This window comes from Streptomyces sp. NPDC043726 (genome assembly GCF_056436565.1).
This window is the reverse complement of record NZ_JBWKCI010000012.1, coordinates 13756-39909: the sequence shown is the minus strand read 5'-3', so window position 1 is coordinate 39909 and position 26154 is coordinate 13756. Positions and strand designations below refer to the sequence as shown.

At 70.6% G+C, this 26154-nt stretch carries 24 protein-coding genes and 2 riboswitches; of the genes, 12 read left to right on the top strand and 12 right to left on the bottom strand.

Annotated features, from left to right (window positions below):
* Positions 1-19 precede the first annotated feature (19 nt).
* Positions 20-682: an AAA family ATPase gene (locus AC068Z_RS31205; RefSeq protein ID WP_478563672.1), complete on the bottom strand. Its 663-nt coding sequence runs from the start codon at positions 680-682 to the stop codon at positions 20-22.
* 170 nt (positions 683-852) lie between these two features.
* Positions 853-948: riboswitch (glycine riboswitch) on the top strand.
* A riboswitch (glycine riboswitch) is annotated at positions 949-1057 on the top strand.
* 37 nt (positions 1058-1094) lie between these two features.
* On the opposite strand from AC068Z_RS31205, the gene gcvT reads away from it, so the two are divergent.
* The 5 genes from gcvT (at position 1095) to AC068Z_RS31180 (ending at position 6927) form a co-directional block, all read left to right on the top strand.
* Positions 1095-2213, top strand: coding sequence for a glycine cleavage system aminomethyltransferase GcvT (gene gcvT, locus AC068Z_RS31200; protein WP_478563093.1), 1119 nt, complete (start codon positions 1095-1097; stop codon positions 2211-2213).
* A 120-nt stretch (positions 2214-2333) separates the two neighbouring features.
* Positions 2334-2711, top strand: a complete 378-nt coding sequence (gcvH, locus tag AC068Z_RS31195) for a glycine cleavage system protein GcvH (RefSeq protein ID WP_478563090.1) — start codon at positions 2334-2336, stop codon at positions 2709-2711.
* 9 nt (positions 2712-2720) lie between these two features.
* Positions 2721-3986, top strand: a complete 1266-nt coding sequence (glyA, locus tag AC068Z_RS31190) for a serine hydroxymethyltransferase (protein ID WP_478563087.1) — start codon at positions 2721-2723, stop codon at positions 3984-3986.
* Positions 3987-4047: 61 nt separating this feature from the next.
* On the top strand, positions 4048-5415 hold the full coding sequence (locus AC068Z_RS31185; RefSeq protein ID WP_478563084.1) for an L-serine ammonia-lyase: 1368 nt from the start codon (positions 4048-4050) through the stop codon (positions 5413-5415).
* Between the two features lie 960 nt (positions 5416-6375).
* On the top strand, positions 6376-6927 hold the full coding sequence (locus AC068Z_RS31180; protein ID WP_478563082.1) for a Uma2 family endonuclease: 552 nt from the start codon (positions 6376-6378) through the stop codon (positions 6925-6927).
* A 251-nt stretch (positions 6928-7178) separates the two neighbouring features.
* Here the strand turns inward: AC068Z_RS31180 and AC068Z_RS31175 are convergent, their stop codons facing one another.
* The gene (locus tag AC068Z_RS31175; RefSeq protein WP_478563079.1) at positions 7179-7694 is read right to left on the bottom strand and encodes a barstar family protein; all 516 of its coding nucleotides are present in this window, start codon (positions 7692-7694) and stop codon (positions 7179-7181) included.
* A gap of 445 nt (positions 7695-8139) precedes the next feature.
* On the opposite strand from AC068Z_RS31175, the gene AC068Z_RS31170 reads away from it, so the two are divergent.
* A complete protein-coding gene (locus AC068Z_RS31170; RefSeq protein WP_478563076.1) occupies positions 8140-8697 on the top strand; it encodes a glycoside hydrolase family 25 protein in 558 nt (185 codons plus the stop codon).
* A gap of 10 nt (positions 8698-8707) precedes the next feature.
* Here AC068Z_RS31170 and AC068Z_RS31165 read toward each other — a convergent pair whose 3' ends face one another.
* Together AC068Z_RS31165 and AC068Z_RS31160 are read right to left on the bottom strand one after the other, a co-directional pair.
* The gene (locus tag AC068Z_RS31165; RefSeq protein ID WP_478563073.1) at positions 8708-9370 is read right to left on the bottom strand and encodes an NADPH-dependent F420 reductase; all 663 of its coding nucleotides are present in this window, start codon (positions 9368-9370) and stop codon (positions 8708-8710) included.
* An 83-nt stretch (positions 9371-9453) separates the two neighbouring features.
* Complete coding sequence (locus tag AC068Z_RS31160) at positions 9454-10458, bottom strand: zinc-dependent alcohol dehydrogenase family protein (protein ID WP_478563070.1); 1005 nt, start codon at positions 10456-10458, stop codon at positions 9454-9456.
* A 102-nt stretch (positions 10459-10560) separates the two neighbouring features.
* On the opposite strand from AC068Z_RS31160, the gene AC068Z_RS31155 reads away from it, so the two are divergent.
* Positions 10561-11484, top strand: a complete 924-nt coding sequence (locus AC068Z_RS31155) for an AraC family transcriptional regulator (protein ID WP_478563068.1) — start codon at positions 10561-10563, stop codon at positions 11482-11484.
* Between the two features lie 7 nt (positions 11485-11491).
* Here AC068Z_RS31155 and AC068Z_RS31150 read toward each other — a convergent pair whose 3' ends face one another.
* Positions 11492-12172 carry a FadR/GntR family transcriptional regulator gene (locus tag AC068Z_RS31150; RefSeq protein ID WP_478563065.1) on the bottom strand — a complete coding sequence of 227 codons (681 nt, stop codon included), beginning with the start codon at positions 12170-12172 and terminating at the stop codon, positions 11492-11494.
* 203 nt (positions 12173-12375) lie between these two features.
* Between AC068Z_RS31150 and AC068Z_RS31145 the strand changes: the two genes are divergently transcribed.
* Positions 12376-14025, top strand: a complete 1650-nt coding sequence (locus AC068Z_RS31145; protein WP_478563062.1) for a 2-isopropylmalate synthase — start codon at positions 12376-12378, stop codon at positions 14023-14025.
* Entirely contained in the window at positions 14022-14810 is a 789-nt protein-coding gene (locus AC068Z_RS31140) for an ABC transporter ATP-binding protein (protein ID WP_478563059.1), read from the top strand. The genes AC068Z_RS31145 and AC068Z_RS31140 overlap by 4 nt, the downstream gene beginning before the upstream one ends.
* A 41-nt stretch (positions 14811-14851) precedes the next feature.
* On the opposite strand, the gene AC068Z_RS31135 is transcribed toward AC068Z_RS31140, so the two are convergent.
* Positions 14852-15064, bottom strand: coding sequence for an EF-hand domain-containing protein (locus AC068Z_RS31135; RefSeq protein ID WP_478563056.1), 213 nt, complete (start codon positions 15062-15064; stop codon positions 14852-14854).
* A gap of 101 nt (positions 15065-15165) precedes the next feature.
* Between AC068Z_RS31135 and AC068Z_RS31130 the strand changes: the two genes are divergently transcribed.
* Complete coding sequence (locus AC068Z_RS31130; protein WP_478563053.1) at positions 15166-15843, top strand: GNAT family N-acetyltransferase; 678 nt, start codon at positions 15166-15168, stop codon at positions 15841-15843.
* On the opposite strand, the gene AC068Z_RS31125 is transcribed toward AC068Z_RS31130, so the two are convergent.
* The 6 genes from AC068Z_RS31125 to AC068Z_RS31100 all read right to left on the bottom strand — a co-directional run bounded on the left by AC068Z_RS31125 (position 15814) and on the right by AC068Z_RS31100 (position 22215).
* On the bottom strand, positions 15814-17010 hold the full coding sequence (locus tag AC068Z_RS31125; protein ID WP_478563051.1) for a YncE family protein: 1197 nt from the start codon (positions 17008-17010) through the stop codon (positions 15814-15816). The two genes, AC068Z_RS31130 and AC068Z_RS31125, sit on opposite strands and share 30 nt — an antisense overlap.
* On the bottom strand, positions 17010-17753 hold the full coding sequence (locus AC068Z_RS31120; RefSeq protein ID WP_478563048.1) for a polysaccharide deacetylase family protein: 744 nt from the start codon (positions 17751-17753) through the stop codon (positions 17010-17012). Before AC068Z_RS31120 ends, AC068Z_RS31125 begins: the two co-directional genes overlap by 1 nt.
* A 177-nt stretch (positions 17754-17930) precedes the next feature.
* Entirely contained in the window at positions 17931-18434 is a 504-nt protein-coding gene (locus tag AC068Z_RS31115; protein WP_478563045.1) for an ATP-binding protein, read from the bottom strand.
* Between the two features lie 285 nt (positions 18435-18719).
* Positions 18720-19487: an enoyl-CoA hydratase/isomerase family protein gene (locus AC068Z_RS31110; RefSeq protein ID WP_478563042.1), complete on the bottom strand. Its 768-nt coding sequence runs from the start codon at positions 19485-19487 to the stop codon at positions 18720-18722.
* Between the two features lie 74 nt (positions 19488-19561).
* On the bottom strand, positions 19562-20794 hold the full coding sequence (locus AC068Z_RS31105) for a L,D-transpeptidase (RefSeq protein ID WP_478563039.1): 1233 nt from the start codon (positions 20792-20794) through the stop codon (positions 19562-19564).
* A gap of 176 nt (positions 20795-20970) precedes the next feature.
* On the bottom strand, positions 20971-22215 hold the full coding sequence (locus AC068Z_RS31100; RefSeq protein WP_478563036.1) for a L,D-transpeptidase: 1245 nt from the start codon (positions 22213-22215) through the stop codon (positions 20971-20973).
* Positions 22216-22367: 152 nt separating this feature from the next.
* On the opposite strand from AC068Z_RS31100, the gene glgX reads away from it, so the two are divergent.
* Together glgX and AC068Z_RS31090 are read left to right on the top strand one after the other, a co-directional pair.
* The gene (glgX, locus tag AC068Z_RS31095; RefSeq protein ID WP_478563033.1) at positions 22368-24611 is read left to right on the top strand and encodes a glycogen debranching protein GlgX; all 2244 of its coding nucleotides are present in this window, start codon (positions 22368-22370) and stop codon (positions 24609-24611) included.
* Between the two features lie 113 nt (positions 24612-24724).
* Complete coding sequence (locus tag AC068Z_RS31090) at positions 24725-26119, top strand: sulfatase family protein (protein WP_478563030.1); 1395 nt, start codon at positions 24725-24727, stop codon at positions 26117-26119.
* Positions 26120-26154 lie beyond the last annotated feature (35 nt).

The window sequence follows — 26154 nt, the reverse complement described above, 5'->3', positions numbered from 1 at the left end:
GACCCGGACCCGGCCGGAATCAGCCCGTGAAGCCGATCCGGCGCAGCGCGCCCGCCGCGGGTCGGTCGATCAGCACCGCCGAACCACAGCCCTGGGGCAGCTCGCCCTTCTCCACCGCGCGCAGCAGCCGCCCGGCCGCCGTGCGGTGCCGCAGGAAGGCGTACCGGGACACGCCCCGGCCGCGCTCCCGCTGGCCCTCCAGGGCCTGGTCCGGGGTGACGTCCAGCACGAGCAGGTGCAGGGTGCCACCCCGGCGCCGGGCCTCGCGGGCGAGCCATCCGCGTACCCAGGCCTGCGTACCGCAGTCGTGCACGACGACACCCTTGCCGGAGCGCAGCGCGCGCCACAGACCGGCGTAGTGGGCCAGCCGGACGAGGGGACGGTAGACGGCGTAGGGAAGGAAGCCGGGCATGCGGGCGTCCCAGCGGTCCCGGGTGTCCTGCGAGTCGATCCGGGCACCCTTCACGGCTCGCTTCATCAAGGTGGACTTGCCGCTGCCGGGCAGACCGGTGATCACGACGAGGTCCTGGGGCCCGAAGAGCAGCGCGTGCGGGCTGCGACCGCCGCGCTCCCGCAGATCGCGTACGACCGGGGCGCGGCCCTCGAGAACGGGGGCAGCCGGCTGCCGGGGCACCGCGATGCCCGTGGTGGTCGCGTACGCCGTGGTCCTGTTCAACGTGATCGTCCTCCCCTGGGTCAGGTAGAGCACCTGCCCGTTGAGCGTAAAGAGAAGGTAATGCCGTGCGCCTTCCGTTTCTGTACGCGTACCGCCACAGCCCGGTTACAGATGCGGCCCTGCCGTACCGGACCGATGCGTGCAATGATGTCCGCGCCAACTGCATACCGGCCGTTTGAATCCGCGCGGGAGAGTTCCCAGCCTTGAGCTGGGGCGCCGAAGGAGCAAGTCCCTCCCTTGAATCTCTCAGGCCCCGTTACCGCGCGGGCGAGGCACATCTGAAAAGCGGACCGCCGTCGCCGGTGGTCCCACCCAAGGTGCAAGTCATGCCCCGATGAGGTCATGACGAACCTCTCAGGTTCCGATGACAGATGGGGAGGAACGACCTCGCCGTCATGCCTTGGGAGACACACGTCCGATGAGCAGTCCTGAACCCCGCCGTACCGCCCTCGATGCCCTGCATCGGTCGCTCGGCGCGACGATGACCGACTTCGCCGGCTGGGACATGCCGCTGCGCTACGGCTCCGAGCGTGACGAGCACAACGCCGTGCGCACCAGGGCCGGCCTCTTCGACCTCTCCCACATGGGCGAGATCACGGTGACCGGACCGCAGGCGGCCCAGCTGCTGAACTTCGCCCTGGTCGGCAACATCGCCTCCGTCGGTGTCGGCCGCGCCCGCTACACCATGATCTGCCGCGCCGACGGCGGCATCCTGGACGACCTGATCGTCTACCGGCTCGCGGAGACCGAGTACATGGTCGTCGCCAACGCCTCGAACGCCCAGGTCGTGCTGGACGCCCTGGTGGATCGTTCCGCCGGTTTCGACGCCGAGGTCCGCGACGACCGGGACGCGTACGCGCTGATCGCCGTCCAGGGCCCCGAGTCCCCGGGCATCCTGAAGTCGCTCACCGACGCCGACCTCGACGGCCTGAAGTACTACGCGGGCCTGCCCGGCACCGTCGCGGGCGTCCCGGCGCTGATCGCGCGCACCGGGTACACCGGTGAGGACGGCTTCGAGCTGTTCGTGAAGCCCTCGGACGCCGAGACGCTGTGGCAGGCGCTGACCGAGGCCGGCGCGCCCGTCGGCCTGGTCCCCTGCGGCCTGTCCTGCCGGGACACCCTGCGCCTGGAAGCGGGCATGCCGCTGTACGGGCACGAGCTGACGACCGGCCTCACCCCCTTCGACGCCGGGCTCGGCCGGGTGGTCAAGTTCGAGAAGGAGGGCGACTTCGTCGGGCGCGAGGCGCTCACCGAGGCCGCCGCCCGCGCGGAGAGCAACCCGCCGCGCGTCCTCGTCGGCCTGATCGCCGAGGGCCGCCGGGTCCCGCGCGCCGGGTACCCGGTCGTCGCGGCCGGCCAGGTCATCGGCGAGATCACCTCCGGCGCCCCCTCCCCCACGCTGGGCAAGCCGATCGCCATGGCCTACGTCGACGCCGCGCACGCGGCGCCCGGCACGGCAGGTGTCGGCGTGGACATCCGGGGCAGTCACGAGCCGTACGAGGTCGTGGCGCTGCCGTTCTACAAGCGCCAGAAGTAGTCGCCTGCAGGCGCCAGACATGCCGCCGTAGGTGATGCTGAGCACATCACCGCTGCTCACGCACGCCTCCAGCAGTCCCCCATTCATCAGCACTCCCCCGCGTACAGGAGAATTCAGGCCATGAGCAACCCCCAGCAGCTGCGCTACAGCAAGGAGCACGAGTGGCTGTCGGTCGCCGAGGACGGCGTCTCGACGGTCGGCATCACGGAGTTCGCGGCCAACGCGCTCGGTGACGTCGTCTACGCCCAGCTCCCCGAGGTCGGCTCCACGGTGGCCGCGGGCGAGTCCTGTGGCGAGCTGGAGTCCACCAAGTCGGTCAGCGACCTGTACTCCCCGGTCAGCGGTGAGGTCACCGAGATCAACGAGGACGTCGTCAACGACCCGTCGCTGGTGAACTCCGCCCCCTTCGAGGGCGGCTGGCTGTTCAAGGTACGCGTGGCGGAGGAGCCGGGCGACCTGCTCTCCGCCGACGAGTACACCGCCTTCTCCGCCGGCTGAGGATCGTAGATGACTCTTCTCAACACTCCCCTGCACGAGCTCGACCCGGAGATCGCCGCCGCGGTCGACGCCGAGGTGGGCCGTCAGCAGTCCACGCTCGAGATGATCGCCTCGGAGAACTTCGCTCCGCTCGCCGTCATGGAGGCCCAGGGCTCGGTCCTGACCAACAAGTACGCCGAGGGCTACCCGGGCCGCCGCTACTACGGCGGCTGCGAGCACGTCGACGTCGCCGAGCAGATCGCCATCGACCGGGTCAAGGACCTGTTCGGCGCCGCCTACGCCAACGTCCAGCCGCACTCCGGTGCCTCCGCCAACCAGGCCGCGCTGTTCGCGCTGGCCCAGCCCGGCGACACCATCCTCGGCCTGGACCTGGCCCACGGCGGCCACCTCACCCACGGCATGCGTCTGAACTTCTCCGGCAAGCAGTTCAACGTGGTCGCCTACCACGTCGACGAGGCCGGACTGGTCGACATGGCCGAGGTCGAGCGCCTGGCCAAGGAGCACCGCCCCAAGGTGATCATCGCCGGCTGGTCGGCCTACCCCCGTCAGCTGGACTTCGCCGAGTTCCGGCGGATCGCCGACGAGGTCGAGGCCTACCTGTGGGTCGACATGGCCCACTTCGCCGGCCTGGTCGCCGCCGGGCTGCACCCCAACCCGGTCCCGCACGCCGACGTGGTCACCTCCACCACCCACAAGACCCTCGGCGGCCCGCGCGGCGGCATCATCCTCGCCCGCGGCACCGAGTTCGCCAAGAAGCTGAACTCCTCGGTCTTCCCCGGCTTCCAGGGCGGCCCGCTGGAACACGTGATCGCCGCGAAGGCGGTCTCCTTCAAGGTCGCGGCCTCGGAGGACTTCAAGGAGCGCCAGCGGCGTACGGTGGAGGGTGCGCGCATCCTCGCCGAGCGGCTGACCGCCCCCGACGCCCGGGAGGCCGGGGTGAACGTCCTGTCCGGCGGCACGGACGTGCACCTGATCCTCGTCGACCTGCGCGAGTCCGAGCTGGACGGCCAGCAGGCCGAGGACCGACTCCACGAGGTCGGCATCACGGTCAACCGCAACGCCGTCCCCAACGACCCGCGCCCGCCGATGGTGACCTCGGGTCTGCGGATCGGCACCCCGGCCCTGGCCACCCGCGGCTTCACCGCCGAGGACTTCGCCGAGGTCGCCGACGTGATCGCACAGGCACTGAAGCCGTCCTACGACGTCGAGGCGCTGAAGGCCCGGGTCACGGCGCTCGCTGACAAGCACCCGCTGTATCCCGGTTTGAGCAAGTAGTAGTTCCCTGGTGGGGGGCGCCCGACGACGTGCGCCCCCTGCCCTCTCTGGAGGAGTTCCCGTGGCCATCTCGGTCTTCGACCTGTTCTCGATCGGCATCGGCCCGTCGAGCTCCCACACGGTCGGCCCGATGCGGGCGGCGCGCATGTTCGCGCGCCGCGTGCGCAACGAAGGGCTGCTGGAGTCCGTCACCTCGGTCCGCTGCGAGCTGTACGGCTCCCTCGGCGCGACCGGGCACGGCCACGGCACGCCGAAGGCGGTGCTGCTCGGCCTGGAGGGCGCCTCGCCGCGCACGGTGAACGTGGAGACGGCGGACGACCGGGTGGAGACGATCAAGTCCGAGGGCCGCCTCTCGCTCCTGGGCGAGCGCGAGATCGCGTTCTCCTTCGACGACGACCTGGTCCTGCACCGGCGCGAGGTGCTCCCGTACCACGCCAACGGCATGACGATATGGGCGTACGACGCGACGGGCGCCGAGCTGCTGTCGAAGACGTACTACTCGGTCGGCGGCGGCTTCGTCGTGGACGAGGACGCGGTGGGCGCCGACCGGATCAAGCTCGACGACACCGTGCTGAAGTACCCCTTCCGCACCGGCGACGAGCTGCTGCGCCTGACGAAGGAGACGGGTCTTTCGATCTCGTCCCTGATGCTGGAGAACGAGCGGGCCTGGCGGACCGAGGAGGAGATCCGCGAGGGCCTGCTGGAGATCTGGCGGGTGATGCAGGCGTGCGTCTCGCGCGGTATGTCGCGGGAGGGCATCCTGCCGGGCGGCCTGCGCGTACGCCGCAGGGCCTCGGTCTCCGCCCGCCAGCTGCGGGCGGAGGGCGACCCGCTGGCGCACGCGATGGAGTGGATCACGCTCTACGCGATGGCGGTGAACGAGGAGAACGCGGCCGGGGGCCGGGTGGTGACCGCCCCCACGAACGGCGCCGCGGGCATCATCCCGGCGGTCCTGCACTACTACATCAACTTCGTGCCGGGCGCGGACGAGGACGGAGTCGTCCGCTTCCTGCTGGCCGCGGGCGCGATCGGCATGCTCTTCAAGGAGAACGCGTCCATCTCCGGCGCCGAGGTCGGCTGTCAGGGCGAGGTGGGCTCGGCGTGCTCGATGGCGGCGGGCGCGCTGGCCGAGGTGCTCGGCGGCTCCCCGGAGCAGGTGGAGAACGCGGCCGAGATCGGCATGGAGCACAACCTCGGCCTGACCTGCGACCCGGTCGGCGGCCTCGTCCAGATCCCGTGCATCGAGCGCAACGGCATGGCCGCGGTGAAGGCGGTCACGGCGGCGAAGATGGCGATGCGCGGCGACGGTTCGCACAAGGTGTCCCTGGACAAGGTCATCAAGACGATGAAGGACACGGGCGCGGACATGAGCGTCAAGTACAAGGAGACGGCGCGGGGGGGCCTGGCGGTCAACATCATCGAGTGCTGAGGGAATAGGCCCTGACCTGCGCGTTCGTGTCTTTCAGCGCTGTCGGGGCCTCCTGCTCACGCGGCGGAAAGCCCCTTGGAGACTCCCTGGGACAGGCGTGAAAGTACCTGAAAAGTCCCTGGGACATCCCGCTGGAAGGGGCTTTTGACCTGCAGGTTCGCGGCACGTGATCAACGCCGGATGTGCCGCTGATGTCTCAAATCGATCCCCTACCCCCGCTCAAGGGGTGCCATTCGATACATGAACGCTGCGGAAACCCGCGCTTGGAGCAGCGGCCGGCCGACCTCTTCCCCACATTCACGACGACGCAGGCGCGGCAGGCCCTGCTCTCCCCTCGCGATCCGGCGCACTTGGTCACGGAGGGGGAGATAGACGAACTGTCTCGTGGGGTGTACCGGCGGGCAAACGCCCCCCGGAAGCGGCGCACGTGGATCTGCTGGCCGTGTGCGCACGGGCCCCTCGCGCCGTCTTGTGCGGTGAATCCTCCCTGGCCCCGCCTGAGCTGATCGACGACATCCCCGCAGCAGTACACATCGCCGTGCCGCGCGGTATACGCCCCCGACGATTTCCTACCCGCCGATGGTGGTGGCGCAGTACGCCGCGAAGACCTTCGCTCTCGGTATCGAACGGTTCGAAGCAGCCCCGGGAGACACTGCGCGTGTTCGTCGGCGCGGACGACGGCGAGGAAGGAGTGGGTCGGCATCGCGAGGGTGAACCTGCGGGCCCAGGCGGGACAGCGGCGGACCCACCCCATGGCCACCCGGAAGATGGCCGCCGCCCTGAAAGTCACCCTACGCCAGCTGTTGGGTCTGAACACCTACGGGCCCAGCTCATGCCCCGCGTCACGGCGGCCGCTCGTGCGGACCGGTTCCCCCTGTGGTGCGCGCACGTCACGGAAGTCCACCCGTGGGACGGCTCTGTCCGCCGTATCATGACGGCACACGGGAAGGAGCACCGTCCATGAGTGTCGAGGCGATCACGCACACCGAGTTCCCCGCGGGATACGTGGTGTTCTTCGGCACCGACGGAAAGATCATCATGACCCCGCAGAGCGAAGAGCACTCCAGCACGATCAGGTCGATGCAGATCGACTCTCTCGCCCTCGGCCGTCATGCGAAGGTCACCTCGGACGTCTACATCGACTTTCCCGCCGACGAGAACTCCGCCCCCGACCTGGCCATCCTGCGCGAGGACGCGCGCAAGGAGGGCAAGCGCTACAGCTTCGAGGACGTCCTGTTGATCTCGGAGGTCGTCTCCACGTCCTCGGCACGCAAGGATTACGACGACTGCACCGCGAAGTACGGCCGGTACGGGATCCCCGTCTACCTCGTCGTGGATCCCTACGCCCGGGAAGTCGTCCTGCACACCGAGCCCACCTCCAGCGGCTACAGCACCGCCCACACCCGCGCATACGGCACAGGCAAGCTCCCCATCCCCCTGGCCGACGGCCGCACCTTCACCCTCGACCTCGACGAACTCCCCCTGCCGGACCCAGAGCCCGACACTCACTAAGTCTCAGAAAACGCGCCCCGAAGCAGGAAGAGGCCCGGCAGCTGGTCGGCGCGCGCAGGATCATCGAAACCGCGACTGAAGAGCTCCACGCATTGGGGCACCCGGGGTTTGGTGATCACTCCCGGTGTTTCCCTGTTCTTCCAGCCTCATTCTGGCCCCAGGGAGGCCCGGCGGCGGGCTGGGCCGGGCCCCGTCGGGCAGGGTTTCAGTCGTCTTCCTCTGATGCCACTCACTCAGCCGCGGCTGTCCGCCTATTCGTCGCCGTTCCAGATGATGGGCACGGCTCCGACGGGTTCGAACCGGATGTCCGGGTTGCTGCTGTGGACCGGGGCGAAGAATCGGCGCTGAAGCACTGCGGCCCGGCCAGCCTCATCGGCAGTGATGTCCAGCACGGCCTGGGCTGCTTTGGGACACGCGGCGGCTAAGCGGTCGTAGTCGGTGAAGGACAGCACGAGTCCGGCGCCTTCGACCGCGTCGCCGTAGCCTCCGTAACAGGCCTCGTCGCCGAGGCAGTCGTTGAGGGCGTCCAGGTTGTTTCCGTAGTACTCGGGGAAGTGCAGCGCGGCAGCGATCGCTCGGTGCATGTCCTGTTCCGTGGTCCACTCGCCTGCTGCGAGGTGCACGACGCGGAAACCGAGTCCTCCGAGCCGCGCCACGGCTTGTGTGAGGAGTCGTCGACGCCAGAAGAGGGTGACGAATGTGTTGTTCATGTACTCGATGCCGGGAAGCCGGGTCGTTGCGGTGGTTGGCGCCGGATGGCGCGCCACATCGCCTCGGTAGGCGTCGAGGAGACGGAAGAACCCTTCGAAGGGAGTTGCGCCTTGGGGGCGCTGCCCTCGATGCCAGCCGCCTTCGGGATTCGAACCCGAGACCTCCGCATTATAAATGCAAGGCTCGCCGAAGCCATCGCATGCCGCCCGATCAGCAACTGCCCAATCCCGCAGGCGTCTTCCGCAGCATGGGATATGTTGCAGTCAGCCCTCGACAAGAAGTCCCCAAAGGGTCCCTGAGGTGATTCAAGGCAAGCCTGGGCAGGCCAAAAGTGCAGTTCAACCCCGTGATCAATAGCCGTCCATATGTCCGTCAAGTACAAGGAGAGGGCGCGGGGCGGGCTCGCGGTGAACATCATCGAGTGCTGAGCGTTCCGGCCGGGCGCAATTGGGGCATCAACAACTCCCGTCCCCCCACTCACACTTCAGGGAGTCCCCCACGATGTTGCGCGGCATCGACGTAAGCGCGTACCAGTCCTCGGCGTACGACACGGACGGCCTCTCCTTCGTCTTCATCAAGGCGACGGAGGGCCGTTCGTACGTCAACCCGAAGCTGGCGGCCCAGACGAAGCGAGCCCGTGAGGCGGGTCTGGTCGTCGGCTTCTACCACTTCCTCTGGCCCGGCAACCTCTCCGCCCAGGCCGACTACTTCGTCAAGCACGCCCCGGAGAAGGCGGGCGACATCCTCGCGGTCGACTGGGAGACGACGAGCGACGGAACGCACGCCAGCAACGCGGAGAAGGACCTCTTCATCCGCAAGGTGAAGGAACTGCGGCCGAACAATCCGGTCGTGCTGTACGCCAACCGCAATTACTGGCTGAACATCGATCGCACGTCCTACGCCGGCGACGGCCTCTGGATCGCCGACTACGTCACGGCGGGCAAGCCCCGCATCCGGGCCAAGTGGCGCTTCCACCAGTACACGGACGATCCGCTGGACCGGAACGTGGCGGACTTCGCGAGCAAGGCCGCGCTGCGGGAGTGGGCCCAGAACAGCTGAGCGGTCGGCCTCAGGCCGTGAACTCCGGCTTGCGGTCCGGGGAGGCCTCCGCCAGGGCCTTGGTGACTTCCTCGATTCCCGCCCGCAGGCCGTAGACGGGGGTGTCGGGCTGCTGGCGCCAGGAGTCGTCGATGCCGCCCGCGTCGACCGTGTCGTAGCCGAGTTCGTCGATCAGGGCGCGGACCTTCGTCTTGGCCGCCTCGTCGTCGCCGGCGACCGGGAGGGCCATGCGGTCGGGGTCGCCGGCCGGGCGGTGGCGGTCCAGGATGTCCTGGGCGTACGTGCCGTTGAAGGCCTTGATCACCGGGTGGCCCAACTGGCGTTCGGTCCAGCGGCTTTCCGTCAGGCCCTCGTCCTCGATCCCGGCGATCTTCCCGTCCCGCTGCTGGGGGTAGTAGTTGCCGGTGTCGATGACCGCGACTCCCTCTGCGGCCCCCTCCAGGACTCCGGCGGGCAGCTCCGGTACGGCCTTCAGCGGGACGGTGACCACGACGATCTCGGCGCCCCGCGCGGCCTCCTCCACCGGTACCGCGGTCGCCCCGGTCTCCGCCACCAGCTCGGTGAGCGTCTGGGGTCCGCGTGAGTTGGCGACGGACACCTCATGGCCGAGGGCGGTCAGCCGCCGGGTGAGGTTGCCGCCGATGTTGCCCGCGCCGATGATGCCGATCTTCATGAGAGTTCCGCCTTCCAGGGTTGATGCACATGCATACATCGTGCGCCAACCCCTTCGGCGCCCCGGCTATTCCACTCGCCTCTTCAGAGCCGCACGACGATCTTCCCCGTGTGCCGGTTCGACTCCATCAGCCGGTGGGCGTCCTGGATGCTCTCCAGGCCCTCGAAGACCTCCGCGATCACCGGGCGGAAGCCGCCGTCCGCCAGACCGGCGTTGAGGAAGGCGGTGGAGCGGCGGCGACCGCCGGGGGTGTCGGTGAGGGCCATGTTGGCGTACGTGTGGATCGTGAAGGGCCAGTTGAACGGGATCTCGGTGGGGCGGCCGTCCAGCCAGCCGTAGACGACCACGGAACCGCCCTCCGCGAGGGCGCCCGCCACGTCCTTGAAGGCAGGGCCGCCGATCGCGTCGAAGATCACCTCCACGCCTCGGCCGCCGGTGACGCGGCGGACTTCCTCGGCCACCGTCTCCGCGCCTCCCCCGTCGGCCACGACCACCTCGGCCGCGCCCAGGTCCAGCAACTGCTTGCGCTTGTCCTCCGTGCGGGTCGTGACCACCGGGATCGCGCCGACGCGCCTCGCGACCTGGATCGCCGCCGTGCCGACCCCGCTGGACGCGCCGGTGATCAGGACGTGGTCTCCGGGGCGCAGGCCGGCCGTCTCCAGCAGGCCGCCGTAGGCGGTGGTGTACGTCAGCCAGGCGGCGGCCCCGGTCACGGCGTCGACGGAGGCGGGGCGCCGTACGACCGCGGACCGCGGCAGGACGACGCGCTCGGCGTACACGCCCTGGGTGCCGAACTCGATGCCCGGTCCTGTCATCACCGGGTCGCCGACGGCGAGTTCGGTGACGCCCTCACCGACCGCCTCGACGACGGCGGAAGCCTCGTAGCCGAGCCGGGAGCCCGGGAGCGTCGGCTGGTAGTAGTAGGTGCCTGCACGGAAGAGGGCTTCGGCGCGGTTCAGGCCCAACGCCTCGACCCGGAGGGTGACTTCACCCGGGCCGGGTGTCTCGGGGACGGGCGCGTCCTCGATCACCAGCACCTCGGGGCCGCCGATCTCATGAAAGAGCACGGTACGTGCGGTAGTTGGCATGAGAACGACGGTACGGGGGCGCCGGAGAGACGATCCATGTCCGTCGGTCTCTGGTTGATGTCCGTTCGTCTCGCTGGTCGGCGTGGACGCTATGGTGCGGACATGGATGTCCTCAGCGACGCCGTCGCCGCCATGCGCACCGGACGACCGCACTCCTCCCGCCAGGACAAGTACGGGCCGTGGGGCATGCGCTTCGAGGCCTCGTCCGGCGCCGGGTTCCATGTACTGCTCAGGGGGTCCGCCTGGCTGATCCCCGGGGACGGCGAACCGGTCGAACTCGCCCCCGGTGACGTGGTGTTCCTGGCGAGCGGGCGCGGACACGGGGTGGCCAGCGGCCTGGACGTTCCGATGGAGGAGGTACGGCTCAAGGACGACGGCACCTGGCCCGAACTGCCGCCCGACCCGGTGGGCTCGGGGCCCCCGGCCACGGTCATGCTGTGCGGCGCGTATCTACTGGACCGCTCCCGCGCCCACCCGTTGCTGACCGAGCTGCCCGAGGTGGTGCATCTGCCGGCCCGCGTCGGCACGCACCGGTCGCTGCGGGCGGCGGTGGAGCTGCTGGGCGCCGAGCTGGCGGACCCCCAGCCGGGCTCGGACACCATCGTGACCTCGCTGCTGGACACCCTGCTGCTCTACATCCTGCGGGCCTGGTGGCTGCGCGAGCGCCATGGTTCCGGGCATCCCACCGGCTGGGCGGCGGCCCTCGCCGACCCGGCGGTCGCGGCGGCGCTGCGCGCGCTCCACGGCGACCCGGCGCACCCCTGGACGGTGGAGGAGCTCGGCGCCCGCGGCGGCCTGTCCCGCGCGGCCTTCGCCCGCCGGTTCACGACGCTGGTGGGGACGCCGCCCCTGACGTATCTGACCTGGTGGCGCATGACGACGGCGGGCCGGCTGCTGCGCGAGGACGACGTGCCGCTCCGGCTGATCGCCCAACGCACCGGTTATGCCTCGGAGTTCGCCTTCGCCAAGGCATTCAAGCGGGAGTTCGGGGTGGCGCCGGGCCAGTACCGCAGGCGGGCGCCCTGAAAGGACGCTAGCCGCCGAACGGATCTTCCAGTTCCCCTCGCAGCACCCGCGCCGCCGCCTCGGCGTCCCCGTCCGCGACCGCCCGGACCAGGGCCGCGTGGGCCTCGTCGGCGGTGTTGGGGTCGTTCTCGCGCAGCCCCGTCAGGGACAGCAGGTCGACCAGGCCGCGGCGCAGGACCGGGGTGAACTCGGCGAAGAGGTCGTCGAGCACGGGGTTGTGCGCCGCCGCGACCACCGCCGCGTGGAAGGCGATGTCGGCGTCGACGAAGGCCGTGTCGTCCCCGGCGGAAGCCGTCCGGCGGCCCTCCAGCGCCAGCTCGATCGCCGCGACGTCCTCCGGCGTCCGGCGCCGGGCGGCCAGCCGGGCCGCGTGCACCTCCACGGCCATCCGGACCTCGTAGACGTCGGTCACCGCCGCCCGGCGCAGCCGGGTCGGCCAGTCCGCCGCCGGCTCGGTGGCGAGGACGAAGACACCGGCGCCCTGCCGCGGCCGCACCAGACCGGCGCCGGCCAGCGCGCGCAGTGCCTCGCGCACGGTCGAGCGGCCGACGCCCAGCTCCTTGGCGAGGGTCGTCTCACCGGGCAGCTTGTCGCCGACCGCCCAGTGCCCGGCGGAGATCCGCGCGCGCAGGCGTTCGGCGGCCTGTTCCACCAGCGGGCTGGGGCGTAGCGGGCCTAGCGACGACATGGTTCACCAACTTGTCCGAGGTGCACGGGCGTTCACAGCGATTCTCACTTGTCTGAGGAGCTGAGGAGTGGCTAGCCTACCGGTCATGACGTTCCGCGGTCTCCTTCTCGGCTGCCGCGGCGGGGCCTGACGCGACCGGCACCCCGCCGCGGGGCTCCGCGCTGCCGGTCGGCGCCCGACCGAGCCGAAGGAAGTGACCGGCGATGGCCCCGTTCTGGAACCCCCAACGCCCCAGCGGCATGCCGCACCACCGCTACCGCCCCTACCACGAGCGCGTGCACGTCCCGGCCGGCGACCGCGCCTGGCCCTCCGCCCGCCTCGACCGCGCCCCGCTGTGGGTCCCGGTCGATCTGCGGGACGGCAACCAGGCGCTCGCCGAACCGATGGACACCCCGCGCAAGCGCCGCTTCTACGACCTGCTGATCTCGACGGGGTTCAAGGAGATCGAGGTCGGCTATCCCTCCGCGAGCCGTGCGGAGTTCGACTTCGTACGGCATCTCGTGGCCACCGACGCCGTGCCCGACGACGTCACCCCTGTCGTGTTCACCGCTGCGCGGCCGGATCTGATCGACCGGACCTTCGCGTCGATCGAGGGGCTGCCGCGGGCGGTCGTCCACCTGTACATCGCGACCTCGCCGGTGTGGCGGGACGTCGTCCTCGGCCGGGGCCGGGCGGAGATCCGCCGGACGGTGCGCGAGGCGGCCGAGCGGATGGCCCGGCGGGCGGACGGCACGGACGTGCGGTTCCAGTTCTCGCCGGAGACCTTCAACCTCACCGAACCGGACTTCGTGCTCGAACTGTGCGACATGCTGACGGAGTTGTGGGACGCGAGCCCGGACCGCCCGGTCACCCACAACCTCCCGGCGACGGTGGAGATCGCCACGCCGAACGTCTACGCGGACCAGATCGAGTACATGCACCGCCGGCTGTCCCGCCGCGACTCCGTCATCCTCTCGGTGCACCCCCACAACGACCGCGGCACCGGGGTCGCCTGCGCCGAACTCGCGGTCCTGGCGGGCGCCCAGCGGGTGGAGGGCTGCCTGTTCGGCAACGGGGAGCGGACCGGGAACGTCGACCTGGTGACCCTCGCGATGAACCTGTACGTCCAAGGCGTGGACCCCATGGTCGACTTCAGCGACATCGACCGCGTGCGGGACACGGTGGAGCAGTGCAACCGGCTGCCCGTCCACCCCCGGCACCCCTATGCGGGCGAGCTGGTCCACACCGCGTTCTCCGGCACCCACCAGGACGCGATCAGCAAAGGACTGGCGCGTCGGGCAGCGCGTCCGGACGGGCCCTGGGAGGTCCCGTACCTGCCGGTGGACCCGGCCGACATCGGGCGCTCCTACGAGGCGGTGATCCGCGTCAACTCCCAGTCGGGCAAAGGCGGATCGGCGTACCTCCTGCGCACCCACCACGGCATCGACGTACCGCCGCGCATGCGGCCCGACTTCGCCCGCGCGGTCCAGCGGGCCACGGACGACAGCGGCGGAGAGCTGACGCCGAAGGAGCTGTACGACCTGTTCCGCTCGACGTACGTGGCCGACGAGGGCGAAGTGGCCCTGGAGGCGTGGTCGGTCCATCCGGAGGGCGCGGTTACGCGGTTCGTCTGCACCCTGCGCACCGCCGACCGCACCGGCGACTTCGAGGGCTCGGGCCCCGGCCCCGCGTCCGCCTTCGTCGACGCCCTGGCCGGCGCCGGATACCGGGTCGACATCCTCGACTTCCACGAGGAGGGCCGTACGGCCTGCGCCGAGTGCCGGGTGAACGGCACGGTGGCCTGGGGCGCGGGCGAGGGCCCGGCGGCCCCGGTGCGGGCGGTGCTGTCGGCCGTCAATCGGGCGCTGCGATGACGGCGGTCCTGCGCGCGGAGGACGTCCACGTCGTCCGGGACGGGCGGCCGGTCCTCCAGGAGGTGGGGCTCACCGTCCGGGAGGGCGAGCACTGGGCGCTCCTCGGCCCCAACGGCGCCGGCAAGTCCACCCTGCTCGGCCTCCTCGGGGCGCGGGTGCATCCCACGCGCGGGGCGGTGGAGGTCCTCGGCCGCCGACTGGGCCGCGTCGACCTGCGCGAGCTGCGCGCGTACGTCGGCCATGTCGACCCCCGCCATCCGCTGACCGAGCCGCTGCGCGTCCGGGACGTCGTGCTGACCGGGGTGACCAACTCCGTCGCACCGCTGCCCCGTTGGCGCCCGACGCCGGAGCAGGGGACACGGGCCGACCGGCTCCTGGCCACCCTGGGGCTCGGGGATCTCGGCGCCGCCCGCTGGCCCACGCTCTCCCACGGGCAACGGAGCAGGACGCTGATCGCCCGTGCGCTCATGCCGGAACCGCGGCTGCTGCTCCTGGACGAACCGGCGACCGGGCTCGATCTGCCGGGCCGAGAACACCTGCTGGAGGCGCTGGACGAGCTGCGCCGGGAGCGTCCGCGCCTCGCGACCGTCCTCGTCACCCACCATCTGGAGGAGCTGCCGAGCGGCACCACGCACGCCCTGCTGCTGCGCGACGGCCGGGTTCTCGCGCAGGGCCCGGCGGCGCACGTCCTCACCGGTGACCAGGTCGGCAAGTGCTTCGACCTGCCGCTCGCCCTGGAGCGGCGCGAGGGCCGGTGGAGCGTGCGGATCGCCCGTCGGGCATGAGGAAGGGGGGCACCCGACGGGCGCCCCCCTGTCCGCACGCGTCACTTGTTGAGGTACATCCAGAACTCGTCGAAGGACAGCATCTTGTCGCCGTTGAGGTCGCGGGACTTGATGATGGCCTCGGCGACGGCCTCGGTGACGTTCCAGTCGCCGCCCTGGGCGAGGGCGGTCTTGAACTCGGCCGCGGTGATGAAGCCGTCACCGTCCGTGTCGATCCGCTCGAAATGCTTGCGTGCCTCGTCGATGTCGGCCACCGATCCGCCCCTTTTCCGTCGTACCTTGCGGCTTGTTGCCGGAGGTCAGATTAACTGGCCGTCCGAGCGGCCCATGCCGCGACCACACCCGAGGAGCGCGCGTGGAGACCTTGCGGGACATTCTGGAGGCGGCGGCCGAAGGGATCTTCCCGCCTCCGGACGGCCGTACGACCGTCGTGCCCCAGCCCTCTCCCCGGGACGCGGGGGTCTTCGCCTTCACGGCGCACTCCGTGATCGCCACGGACGAGGACGAGGACTGGGTGTACGAGACGCTCGACGCCCTGGACTGCGACGCGCTGGCGGCCACGATGAACCCGCTGTTCCTGGCCGCCTTGATGGAACGGACCGGGCGCGGGACGGACACGATCGACGTGATGACGGTCGGCGCCGCGCTGCCGGGGCGGCCCGGGGTGGAGCTGAGGCGGATCGACGACCCCGCGCATCCGCGCGTGGTGTCCTCGCGCAGGCGCCGGGACGATGTGCGCGTGTGGGCCGCGCACGGCGGCGTCCTGGTCCTCGGTCGCGGGGTCGCGGGGCGGCTGGAGGCCGCGGTCGAGGTGGCGGACGGGGTACGGCATCGCGGGCTGGGACGAGAACTCGCGCTCGCTGCAAGGAAGTTGAGTAGCGGCGAGCCGGTGTGGGCGCAGGTCTCGGCGGGGAACGCCCGCAGTATGCGGGCGTTCCAGGCGGCCGGTTACCGGCCCGTGGGGTCGGAGTTGCTGCTCAGCGTCAGACCTGGTGGCCGGGCGTCAGCGGAAGATGCCGGTGTGGCCCAGTGAGTAGCGCCCCGGCTGCGGGTACACCGCCAGGCCGTGCGGGCCGCTGCCCACCGGGATGCGGGCCAGCTGGGCGCCGGTGCGGGTGTCGATGGCGTACACCTCGGCGTCGTAACGCCCCGACAGCCACAGGACCTTGCCGTCCGCCGAGACCCCGCCCATGTCAGGGCTGCCGCCGTCGGGCAGGTGCCACTTCTTGGTGAGCTTGTTCCGGGTGAAGTCGAAGACCGACACCGTGCCCTCGCCTCGGTTGGAGACGTACATCTCGCGCGAGTCGCGGCTGACGTAGAGGCCGTGGCAGCCCTTGCCGGTGGGCAGCAGCTTGGGCTCAGCGAAGGAGTCGCCGTCCAGGACCCACATTCCGTCGGCCATCATGTCGGCGATGTAGAACTTCTTGCCGTCCGGGGAGACCTTGACGTCCTGCGGCATGGCGCCGTCGAAGGGGAGCTTCTGCTGCCCGATCACCTTCATCTTCTGGGTGTCGACCTTGAGCAGCTCACCGCTGAACTCGCAGGAGACGATGAAGTACTTGCCGTCCAGCGAGAAGTCGGCGTGGTTGACGCCGTAGCAGGTGACCGGCTCGGTCTTGACCGTCTTCATGGTGTGCGGGTCACGGAAGACCAGCTCGCGGTCGAGCGAGGCCATCACGACGGCGTACTTGCCGTTGGGCGTGAAATAGAGGTTGTACGGGTCGTGCACCTCCACCTCCTTGCCCGCCTTGCCGGTCTTCGGGTCGATGGGGGTGAGCGTGTGACCGCGGTTGTTGTTCACCCAGAGGGTCTTCATGTCCCAGGAGGGGACGACGTGCTGGGGCTGCCGGCCGACCGGGATCGTGTCGATGATCTCGTACGTCTTCGGGTCGATGACCGAGACGGTGTCGGACTCGGTGTTGGGGACGTAGACCCGGCTCGGGAAGTCCTTGACCACCTGGGAGAGCTTGTTCGGGCGGTCGGCGGCGTAGACGTCCTTGGGGTCGAGGACCGGGGGCATCCCGGGCAGGCCCTGGACCGGCTTCTTCTTCGGCGGCGCGGGGACCGCGGCGGCCTTGGTGGCGCGGGCGTCGGTGGTCTTGTTCCTGGTCTCGGTGCCGCAGGCGGCGATCGCGGCGAGGACGGCGCCGGCGAGGAGGGTCGTTCTGACGAGGTTGCGGTGCGGGGGGTAGCGGTGCATCAGCTGAACAACTCCGTGGTGGTGACGGGGATCAGTCCGCGACGGTCGAGGTCGTCGAGTACGGCGGGCAGGGCGGCGACCGTGTCCGGGTAGCCGAAGTGCAGGCTCACGATCGATCCGGGGCGGATGTCCGTGGCCAGCGTGCGGGTGATGGCCTCGGGGCCCGGTGAGGTGAAGTCGAGGGAGTCGACGTCGTAGGAGAGGACGTGGGGGTAGCCGGCGTCCCGGGCCAGGCGGGCGACGAGCGGGGAGGCCCGGGGAGCCCGGGAGGGGCGGAACCAGGTGCCGATGGAGCCGGTGAGGCGGCGCAGGCGCTGGGCGCATGCGGTGATCTCCGCCTGCGCCCGGGCCTGCGGCATCGCGTTGATGTCGAGGTGGTGCTCGGTGTGGTTGCCGAGGTCGTGGCCGCCGTCGAGGACACGGCGGGCGAGGCGGGGATTCGCGTCGAGCCAGGTGCCCACGGCCAGGACGGTGAGGTGGGCGCCTCGGCGCTCGGCTTCCTCGAGGATCGCGTCGGCGGTGGCGGGGTCGCCGTTGCCGTGGAAGGTGAGGGCCACCCGGCGGGTGTCGCCGGGGCCGTGGGTGAGGTGGGTGGTGTGGGCCGGAAGGCGGCGGGGGGTGCGGTGTGCGGGGGCGATGTGGTGGGCGACGGCGCCGGTGGTGGTGCAGGCGGCGGTGAGGGCCGTGGCGGTGACGAGTCCGGCGGCTGCGCCGAGGACCGTCCGGCGGTCGGTCGTGGTCACCTGCCCTATTTAAGGGCGGACGGGGTGGAATTCGGGCGATTGGTCCGCTTGGTGGCGGCGCCCCGGGTCCGAGGGGCCCTCAGGGCCGAGAGAGGACGGGGACCCTCAGGTCCGAGAGGGGACGGGGACCCTCAGGTCCGAGAGGGGACGGGGACCCTCAGGGCCGAGAGGGGACCCTCAGCGGTCCGCCACCCGCATCTCGAACCAGGTCGTCTTGCCCCGCGGCAGCAGGTCCACTCCCCAGCGGTCGGCCAGTTTGTCCACCAGGAACAGACCCCGGCCGCTGATGTCCATCTCCTGGACCGGCATCAGACAGGGCAGGCCCCGCGAGGGATCGCGGACCTCGATACGGATCCAGCCGCGCCGTCGGCGCATCCGGAGGCCGAACACCCGGGCCCCGGTGTGGCGGACCGCGTTTCCCACCAGTTCCGAGACCAGTAAGACGGCGTCCTCCGTCATCTTCGCCGTCAGGCCCCATTGGCGCAGTACCACTACCTGGGCGAGCCGGCGGGCCGTCGCCGCCGACTCCGGGCGGGAAGGGAGCGGAACCTCCGCCTCCGTGGGGTTGCCGAACAACTCCAGCGCCCTCAAGGCGTGTTCGTCCTCGACCGCCGGCGACCAGCGCGCCGCGGTCGCACGGCCGTGTCCCCGCGGCTGTTCGATACCCTCCAGCCCCGCCATGCCCCCATCATGGCCGCCCAGAACACACTCCGGGGCCGTTCCCGCGGAATACGCCCCCCGGAATCCACCATTCCGCGAGCGTCGATCGGCATATGCCGGAGGCAGTTCGGAGTCTTCCACGGCCCGTCTGACCTGCGGCGGAGGCTCTGTTGACGGCAATCGACGGGCCTCCTCGACAAGACAGGCTTAAGGCTCAGTTAAGGCTGCCATAAACCGTCCCATCGAGGGACCCGGATCAGACATCGCGTCAATTGCAAGCACTTCCGCCGGATCAGGCGCCCCGGTTCAGAGGAACTTCGCCTTGCCCGGGCCCTCTTCCACGAAGCTCCGCATCCCGCGCTCCCGGTCCTCGGTCGCGAACAGGCCCGCGAACCAGTTCCGTTCCACCGCGAGGCCCGTCTCGATGTCGGTCTCGAGGCCGGTGTCGATGGACTCCTTCGCCGCGCGCAGCGCGATCGCCGGACCCTGCGCGAGCTTCGCGGCCCACTCGTGCGCGGCGGTGTACACCTCCTCGGCCGGGACCACCCGGTCCACCAGGCCGAGGGACAGCGCCTCGTCCGCCTTGACCATCCGGCCGGTGAAGATCAGGTCCTTGGCCTTGGACGGGCCGACCAGCCGGGACAGCCGCTGGGTGCCGCCCGCGCCCGGGATCAGACCGAGCAGGATCTCCGGCTGGCCGAGCTTGGCGTTCTCCCCGGCGATCCGGAAGTCCGCGCAGAGCGCCAGTTCGCAGCCGCCGCCGAGGGCGTACCCCGTCACCGCCGCCACCACCGGCTTGGGGATGCGGGCCACGGCGGTGAAGGAGTCCTGCAGGGCACGGGCGCGCAGGACCATGGCCGTGTGGTCCATGGCCTGCATCTCCTTGATGTCCGCGCCGGCCGCGAACACCTTCTCGCCGCCGTAGATCACCACGGCGCGCACATCGTCGCGGCGGCTCGCCTCCTCGGCCAGCTCCTTGAGCCGGTCCTGGGTGGCGACGTCCAGCGCGTTCATCGGGGGGCGGTCCAGGCGGAGCGTGCCCACGCCCTCGGCGACTTCGAGATTCACGGTCATGCCTCGCAGGTTAACGGTGACTAACCCCCCGACAGAACCCCGGCCCCCGCCAGGGCCTGTCCGCCGGACAGGCCCTACTTCGTCCACTCCTCCCAGGACATGTTCCAGCCGTTGAGGCCGTTGTCCGGGGCGATCGTCGCGTCGTTGGAGTTCTTCACGACCACCACGTCACCGATCATGGAGTGGTTGAAGAACCAGGCGGCGGGGGTGCCGCCGTCCCAGGCGCCCTTCACGTCGCGCAGGCCGACACAGCCGTGGCTGGCGTTGTAGTTGCCGAAGGCGTCGCCGCCCCAGTAGTTGCCGTGGATGAAGGTGCCGGACTGGCTCAGGCGCATGGCGTGCGGGACGTCATCGATGTCGTACTCGCCGTCGTAGCCGACGGTGTCGCCGTTCATCCGGGTCTCGACGAACTTCTCGGTGATGACCATCTGGCCGTTCCAGGTGTCGTACCCGGGCTTGCCGGTGGTGACGGGGAGGGTCTTGACGACCTTGCCGTCCTGCATGACCTTCATCTTCTTGGTCTTCACGTCGACGACGGAGACCTGGTCGCGCCCGATGGTGAAGTCGACGGTCTTGGTCTGCTCGCCGTAGACGCCGTCCCGGCCCTCGACGCCGTCGAGGTTGAGCTGGACGGTGACCTTGGTGCCTTCCTTCCAGTACTTCTCGGGGCGGAAGTCGAGGCGGTCGTTGCCGAACCAGTGGCCCTGGACGTCCACGGCCGGCTCGGTCTTGATGGTGACGGCCTTCTCGACCTCGTCCGGGTTGGTGATGCCCCGGTCGAAGCGGAGGGAGAAGGACATCCCGACGCCGACCTTCGAGCCGTCCTCGGGGGTGAAGGTGCCGAGGAAGGTGTTCTGCGGCGTGAGGGTGGTGAAGCTGGAGTCCTCGGCGGTCTCGCGGCCCTCGGCGTCCTTCGCGACCGCGTGCACGGAGTACTCGGTGGACGCCGCCAGATGCGTGGACGGCGTCCAGGAGGCGCCCCCGTCGGTGATCTTCCCGGATATCGCCCTGCCCTTGGGGTCCTTCACGACGACCTCGGACAGCTTGCCCTTGGCGGCACTGACCTTGAGCGCGCCGCTGGTGTCGACGGACTTGGCGCCGTCCTTCGGGGCTATGGAGACCACGGCCTGCGACGGCCCGCTCGCGGCCTGCCCGGAGTCGCCCCCGGACTTGCCCTTCCCGTCGCCGGAGCCCGAGTCCGAGCCCCCGCCGCACGCGGTGACGGCCAGCAGGAGGCCTCCCGCGAGCACCGCGGCAAGCCTCCTGCGCCCCCCAACCGACGCCCCCGATATCGGTCGCACGTTCAAGTCCTTCTCTCCCCTCGCCGGGCCTGGTCAGGCCCCCCGCCCCCGCGCGTCGGCAGGCGCTCGGCGCATATTAACCACAAGGTCATCTCGCTTGGCGCCCCGCGATTGTCACCGTTCCGTACCGAGTGGGGTACCGACTTGGACGGACAGGTGCGCCAAGTGGCACCCCTTTCCTGTTACTTCACCGCACTCCCGGCCTTCCACGCCTTCCAGTCCATATTCCACCCGCCCAGGCCGTTGTCGGGAGCGACCTTCTTGTCCTTGCTGCGGACGACCTCGACGACGTCACCGATCAGGCTGCGGTCGAAGAACCAGCCCGCGGGCGTGTCCGAGCCCCCGCCCTTGACGTCCCTGAGCCCCACGCAGCCGTGGCTGACATTGACCTTCCCGAAGGCGTCCGGCGCCCAGTAGTTGCCGTGCAGGAAGGTGCCGGACTCGGTCAGCCGCATGGCGTGCGGGACGTCCGGGATGTCGTACTCGCCCTTGCCGTCGTTGTCGGTGAAGCCGACCGTCGCGCCGTTCATCCGGGTCACCTCGAGCATCTCGGTGACCACCATCTTGCCGTTGTACGTCGTGGTCTTCGGGGCCCCCGCCGTGATCGGCACGGTCGCGAGCAGCTCGCCGTCGCGCCGGACGTCCATCGTGTGCTCGGCGGCGTCGACGGTGGAGACCTGGTGGCGGCCGACGGTGAAGGAGAACGTCTTGTACTGCAGGCCGTAGACCCCGGGCGCGCCCTCCACGTCACGGAGTTTGAGCGAGACGGTGACCTCGGTGCCGGGCTTCCAGTACCGCTCGGGGCGGAAGTCGAGGCGGCCCTTGCCGAACCAGTGCGGACGGATCTCGACGGCCGGGCGGGCCGTCACATGGACGGCGCGTTCGACGGCGGCGCGGTTCTCGATCTCCCGGTTGAACTCCAGGGAGACGATCATCCCGGTGCCGACGGTGGCGCGGTTCTCGGGGGTGACGTACCCGATGAAGCGCTCCTCGGGGACGTACGTGGTGAAGGTGGTGTGCCGGGCGGAGCGGCGGCCGTGGCCGTCGAGGGCAACCACGTCGACCGTGTAGCGGGCGGCGAGCGCCAGCTGCCGGTCGTCGGGTTCCCAGCGCAGCCCGTCGGCGGAGACGTGCCCGGGGACCGGGGTCTCCTGCGCGTCCTGCGACTTGACGACCTTCACGGACTCCAGGCGCCCGCTGGGCACCCGGACCCGCAGCTCCTCCTCGGGGTCCACCCCCTTGCTGCCGTCGTCCGGGGAGATCTGGATCACCTCCTTGGGTGCCGGAGGTCTGCCCAACCCGCCCAGACCCACCCCGCCGGGGGTGTCCGAAGTGCAGCCGGCGGCTCCGGCCAGCAGTCCTGCCCATGTCAGTACGGCGGCCAGTGCGGCCCCCGCGCGCCGCGCGCGCCCTTGTACGTGCCTCACGACGAGCCCAACGACCGGGCACGCTCCGGGGAAACGTGAGTGCGAGCCAAGCGCTGGGCAGAACAGTGGGGAGGACGACGCGACGGGGAGCCGCTTCCGGGGACTTGGCATGCCCGTTTCCACGTCGTTCCGAGAGCCGTGGGAGGCCGAAGGTGTCGAGCAGCGCAGCCGAGCGTCAGGCAGTGGCTCAGGAGCGTGCCGTGGAGAGCCCGGCGCCCGTACTGAACGGAACAGCGCGCCGGACACCGGGCGTGCCCGTGTGGCCGGGCGCGCCGACTCCGCTGGGCGCCCGCTACCGGGTGGGCCCGGACGGGGTGGCCGGAACCAACTTCGCGCTGTGGGCGGGCGGCGCCGAGGCGGTCGAACTGTGTCTGTTCGACGAGTCGGGCAAGGAGACCCGGGCCAAGCTGACCGAGCTGACGCACGAGATCTGGCACGGTTTCGTGCCCGGCGTGATGCCGGGACAGCGCTACGGCTTCCGGGTGCACGGCCGCTGGGATCCGTGGACCGGCGCCCGCTGGAACCCGGCGAAGCTGCTGCTCGACCCGTATGCCCGCGCGGTGGACGGCGACTTCGGGCTGCCGCCGGAGGTGTACGGCCATGTCCGGGACTGGCCGCAGCAGCAGGTCGCGGACACCGTCCGGGACGACCGGGACTCGGCGCCGTACGTCCCCAAGGGTGTCGTGGTCCACGATGACGACGACTGGACGGACGACCGGCGGCCGAAGACCCCGTGGGCGGACTCGGTCATCTACGAGGTGCACGTGCGGGGCTTCACCAAGATGCACCCGGGGATCCCTGAGGAGCTGCGCGGCACGTACGCCGGTCTCGCGCACCCGGCGGCGATCGAGCACCTGGTCAGGCTGGGCGTGACGGCGGTGGAGCTGCTGCCGGTCCACCAGTTCGCGCACGAGGACCATCTGCTGCGGCGCGGCCTGAAGAACTACTGGGGCTACAACTCCATCGGCTACTTCGCCCCGCACGCCGCCTACGCGGCCTCCGGGACGACCGGTCAGCAGGTCGGCGAGTTCAAGCGGATGGTGCGGGCACTGCACGAGGCCGGGATCGAGGTCATCCTCGACGTGGTCTACAACCACACGGCGGAGGCGGGCGAGCTGGGGCCCACGCTCTCCCTGAAAGGCATCGACAACCGCGGCTACTACCGGCTCCAGGGCGACGCGCGCCGGTACGCCGACTACACCGGCTGTGGCAACACGCTCCATGTGGTCCAGCCGCACGTCCTGCGGCTCATCACGGACTCCCTGCGCTACTGGGTCACGGAGATGGGCGTCGACGGCTTCCGCTTCGACCTCGCCGCCGCGCTGGCCCGCTCCATGCACGACGTCGACATGCTCTCCCCGTTCCTCGCCGTCATCGCCCAGGACCCCCTGCTGAGCCGGGTGAAGCTGATCGCCGAGCCGTGGGACGTGGGCTCCGGCGGCTACCAGGTCGGTGCCTTTCCCCCGCTGTGGACGGAGTGGAACGACCGGTACCGCAACGCCGTCCGGGACTTCTGGCGGGGCGCGCTGCCGGACGTACGGGATCTCGGCTACCGGCTGTCGGGCTCCAGCGACCTGTACGCGTGGGGCGGCAGGCGGCCGTACGCCTCGGTGAACTTCGTGACCGCGCACGACGGTTTCACCCTGCGCGACCTCGTCTCCTACGAGCGCAAGCACAACGAGGCCAACGGTGAGGGCAACCGGGACGGCACCAACGACAACCGGGCCTGGAACTGCGGCGCGGAGGGCGAGACGGACGACGAGGGCGTACGCGGGCTGCGGCGGCGGCAGTTGCGGAACCTGCTGACCACCCTGCTGCTGTCCACGGGCGTGCCGATGCTGGTCGCGGGCGACGAGCTGGGGCGGACCCAGCGCGGCAACAACAACGCCTACTGCCAGGACAACGAGATCAGCTGGCTGGACTGGGGCTTGCTGGACGACCCGGGCTGGAAGGCGCTGTTCGAGCTGACCTCGCGGCTGATCGAGCTGCGCCACCGGCATCCGGTGCTGCGCCGCCGGGCCTTCTTCTCCGGGCGGGCGCACTCGGCGGACGGGCTGCGGGACCTGGCCTGGTTCACCGCGCGCGGCACGGAGATGACGGAAGGGGACTGGTACGCGCCCGCCGCCACGCTCGGCATGTATCTGTCCGGGCGGGACATCCCGGGCCGGGACGAGCGGGGCGCGCCGATCGTGGACGACAGCTTCCTGGCCGTCCTGCACGCCGGGGACCGCCCGGCGAGCTTCGTGCTGCCGGCGCCGCCGTGGGCGGAGGAGTACGAACTGGTCGTCGACACGTCACGGGAGGAGCAGGACGAGGCGCCGGGCGAGATCCATCGCGCGGGGACGGCGATCACGGTGCCGGGGCGGGCGGTGCTGCTGCTGAGGGTGGTCGGCTGAAGCGCCTCTGTCGAGGGGTCATTGCGGGTCAGTGTTGAGGGGGCGTTGCGGGTCCATGAACTCCCGGCCGGATTCCTGGCCCCGGACGGGGGCCCGCTGATCAACTGAAGCGCATGCCCGAGATATCCCGCCGTGCCTTCGGTGGTCTCGTCGGCGGCGGAGCCGTGTCCGCCGTCGCCGCCACGACCACCGCCGCCGAAGCCGCCGAACGCCCCTTCAAGGCCCGCCCCGCCTCCTCCCGGCGCCCGAACATCCTGGTGATCCTGGGCGACGACCTCGGCTGGGCCGATCTGTCGTCGTACGGCGCCCCGCACATCCGCACCCCGCACCTGGACCGGCTGGCCCGGCAGGGCGTGCGCTTCACCGACGCCTACTCCGGCTCGGCGACCTGCTCCCCGACCCGGTTCAGCCTGTACACCGGCCGCTATCCGGGCCGGACGCCGGGCGGGCTCGCCGAGCCCATCGCCAACCGGTCGCAGGGCCTCGACCCGCGCCACCCCACCCTCGCCTCCCTGCTGAGGAAGGCCGGATACGCCACCGCGCTCATCGGCAAGTGGCACTGCGGCTGGCTGCCGGACTACAGCCCCACCAAGTCGGGCTGGGACGAGTTCTTCGGCAACTTCGGGGGCGTCCTCGAGTACTTCTCCAAGCTGGGCCAGCTCGGCACGTACGACCTCTACGAAGGGGACGCCGAGTACCGGGACCTGCGGTACTACACGACCGTCCTCACCGAGCGGGCCGTCGAGTACGTCGGCCGTGACCACGACGCGCCCTGGCTGCTGAACCTCAACTTCACCACCCCGCACTGGCCCTGGCTGGCCGAGGGCGACGAGGAGGCCGGCGCCGAGATCGCGGCGAGGATACGGGCCGCCACCTCCCAGGCCGAGGTCAGCAAGGCGCTGTTCCACTACGACGGCGGCTCGGTCGCCAAGTACGTCGAGATGGTCGAGGACCTGGACGCCGCCGTCGGCGAGGTCCTCGACGCCCTGCGCCGGTCCGGGCAGGAGGAGAACACGCTCGTGCTGTTCGCCAGCGACAACGGTGGCGAGCGCTTCTCCTACAACTGGCCGCTCAGCGGCGCCAAGTCCGGGCTGCTGGAGGGCGGCATCCGGGTGCCGGCGATCCTGCGCTGGCCGGCCCGGATCGACGGCCGCCAGGTCAGCCATGAGCCGAACTTCTCCCCCGACTGGACGGCGACCCTGCTGGAGATCGGCGGCGCCCGGCCGGACCCCGCCTACCCGCTGGACGGGACGAGTCTCGCCGGGTACCTGCTGCGCGGCGAGGAGGTGCCGGAGCGGGATCTGTTCTGGCGGGTGCGGGCGGGGCGGGCGCTGCGCCGCGGGAACTGGAAGTACTACCGGGACGCGGCGGGCACGGACCACCTGTACGACCTGGCCGCCGACCAGCGCGAGCAGGCCGACCGCGCCGAGGACGAGCCGGAGCTCCTGGCCGAGCTGAGAGCGGCCTGGGCGAAGATCGCGGGCGGGCTGCTGCCGTACCCCTCCTGACCAGCGGAGGAGTAGGGTCCGGCCAAAACTCGGTG

Bases quoted from the DNA above. Each gene is read 5' to 3' on its own strand.
- AC068Z_RS31180 (WP_478563082.1), top strand. From the start codon at position 6,376: ATGAGTGTCGAGGCGATCACGCACACCGAGTTCCCCGCGGGATACGTG.
- AC068Z_RS31110 (WP_478563042.1), bottom strand. From the start codon at position 19,487: ATGACCGTGAATCTCGAAGTCGCCGAGGGCGTGGGCACGCTCCGCCTG.
- AC068Z_RS31115 (WP_478563045.1), bottom strand. From the start codon at position 18,434: ATGGCGGGGCTGGAGGGTATCGAACAGCCGCGGGGACACGGCCGTGCG.
- AC068Z_RS31160 (WP_478563070.1), bottom strand. From the start codon at position 10,458: ATGCCAACTACCGCACGTACCGTGCTCTTTCATGAGATCGGCGGCCCC.
- AC068Z_RS31155 (WP_478563068.1), top strand. From the start codon at position 10,561: ATGGATGTCCTCAGCGACGCCGTCGCCGCCATGCGCACCGGACGACCG.
- gcvT (WP_478563093.1), top strand. From the start codon at position 1,095: ATGAGCAGTCCTGAACCCCGCCGTACCGCCCTCGATGCCCTGCATCGG.
- AC068Z_RS31165 (WP_478563073.1), bottom strand. From the start codon at position 9,370: ATGAAGATCGGCATCATCGGCGCGGGCAACATCGGCGGCAACCTCACC.
- gcvH (WP_478563090.1), top strand. From the start codon at position 2,334: ATGAGCAACCCCCAGCAGCTGCGCTACAGCAAGGAGCACGAGTGGCTG.
- AC068Z_RS31145 (WP_478563062.1), top strand. From the start codon at position 12,376: ATGGCCCCGTTCTGGAACCCCCAACGCCCCAGCGGCATGCCGCACCAC.
- AC068Z_RS31150 (WP_478563065.1), bottom strand. From the start codon at position 12,172: ATGTCGTCGCTAGGCCCGCTACGCCCCAGCCCGCTGGTGGAACAGGCC.
- AC068Z_RS31170 (WP_478563076.1), top strand. From the start codon at position 8,140: ATGTTGCGCGGCATCGACGTAAGCGCGTACCAGTCCTCGGCGTACGAC.
- AC068Z_RS31090 (WP_478563030.1), top strand. From the start codon at position 24,725: ATGCCCGAGATATCCCGCCGTGCCTTCGGTGGTCTCGTCGGCGGCGGA.
- AC068Z_RS31140 (WP_478563059.1), top strand. From the start codon at position 14,022: ATGACGGCGGTCCTGCGCGCGGAGGACGTCCACGTCGTCCGGGACGGG.
- glyA (WP_478563087.1), top strand. From the start codon at position 2,721: ATGACTCTTCTCAACACTCCCCTGCACGAGCTCGACCCGGAGATCGCC.
- AC068Z_RS31125 (WP_478563051.1), bottom strand. From the start codon at position 17,010: ATGCACCGCTACCCCCCGCACCGCAACCTCGTCAGAACGACCCTCCTC.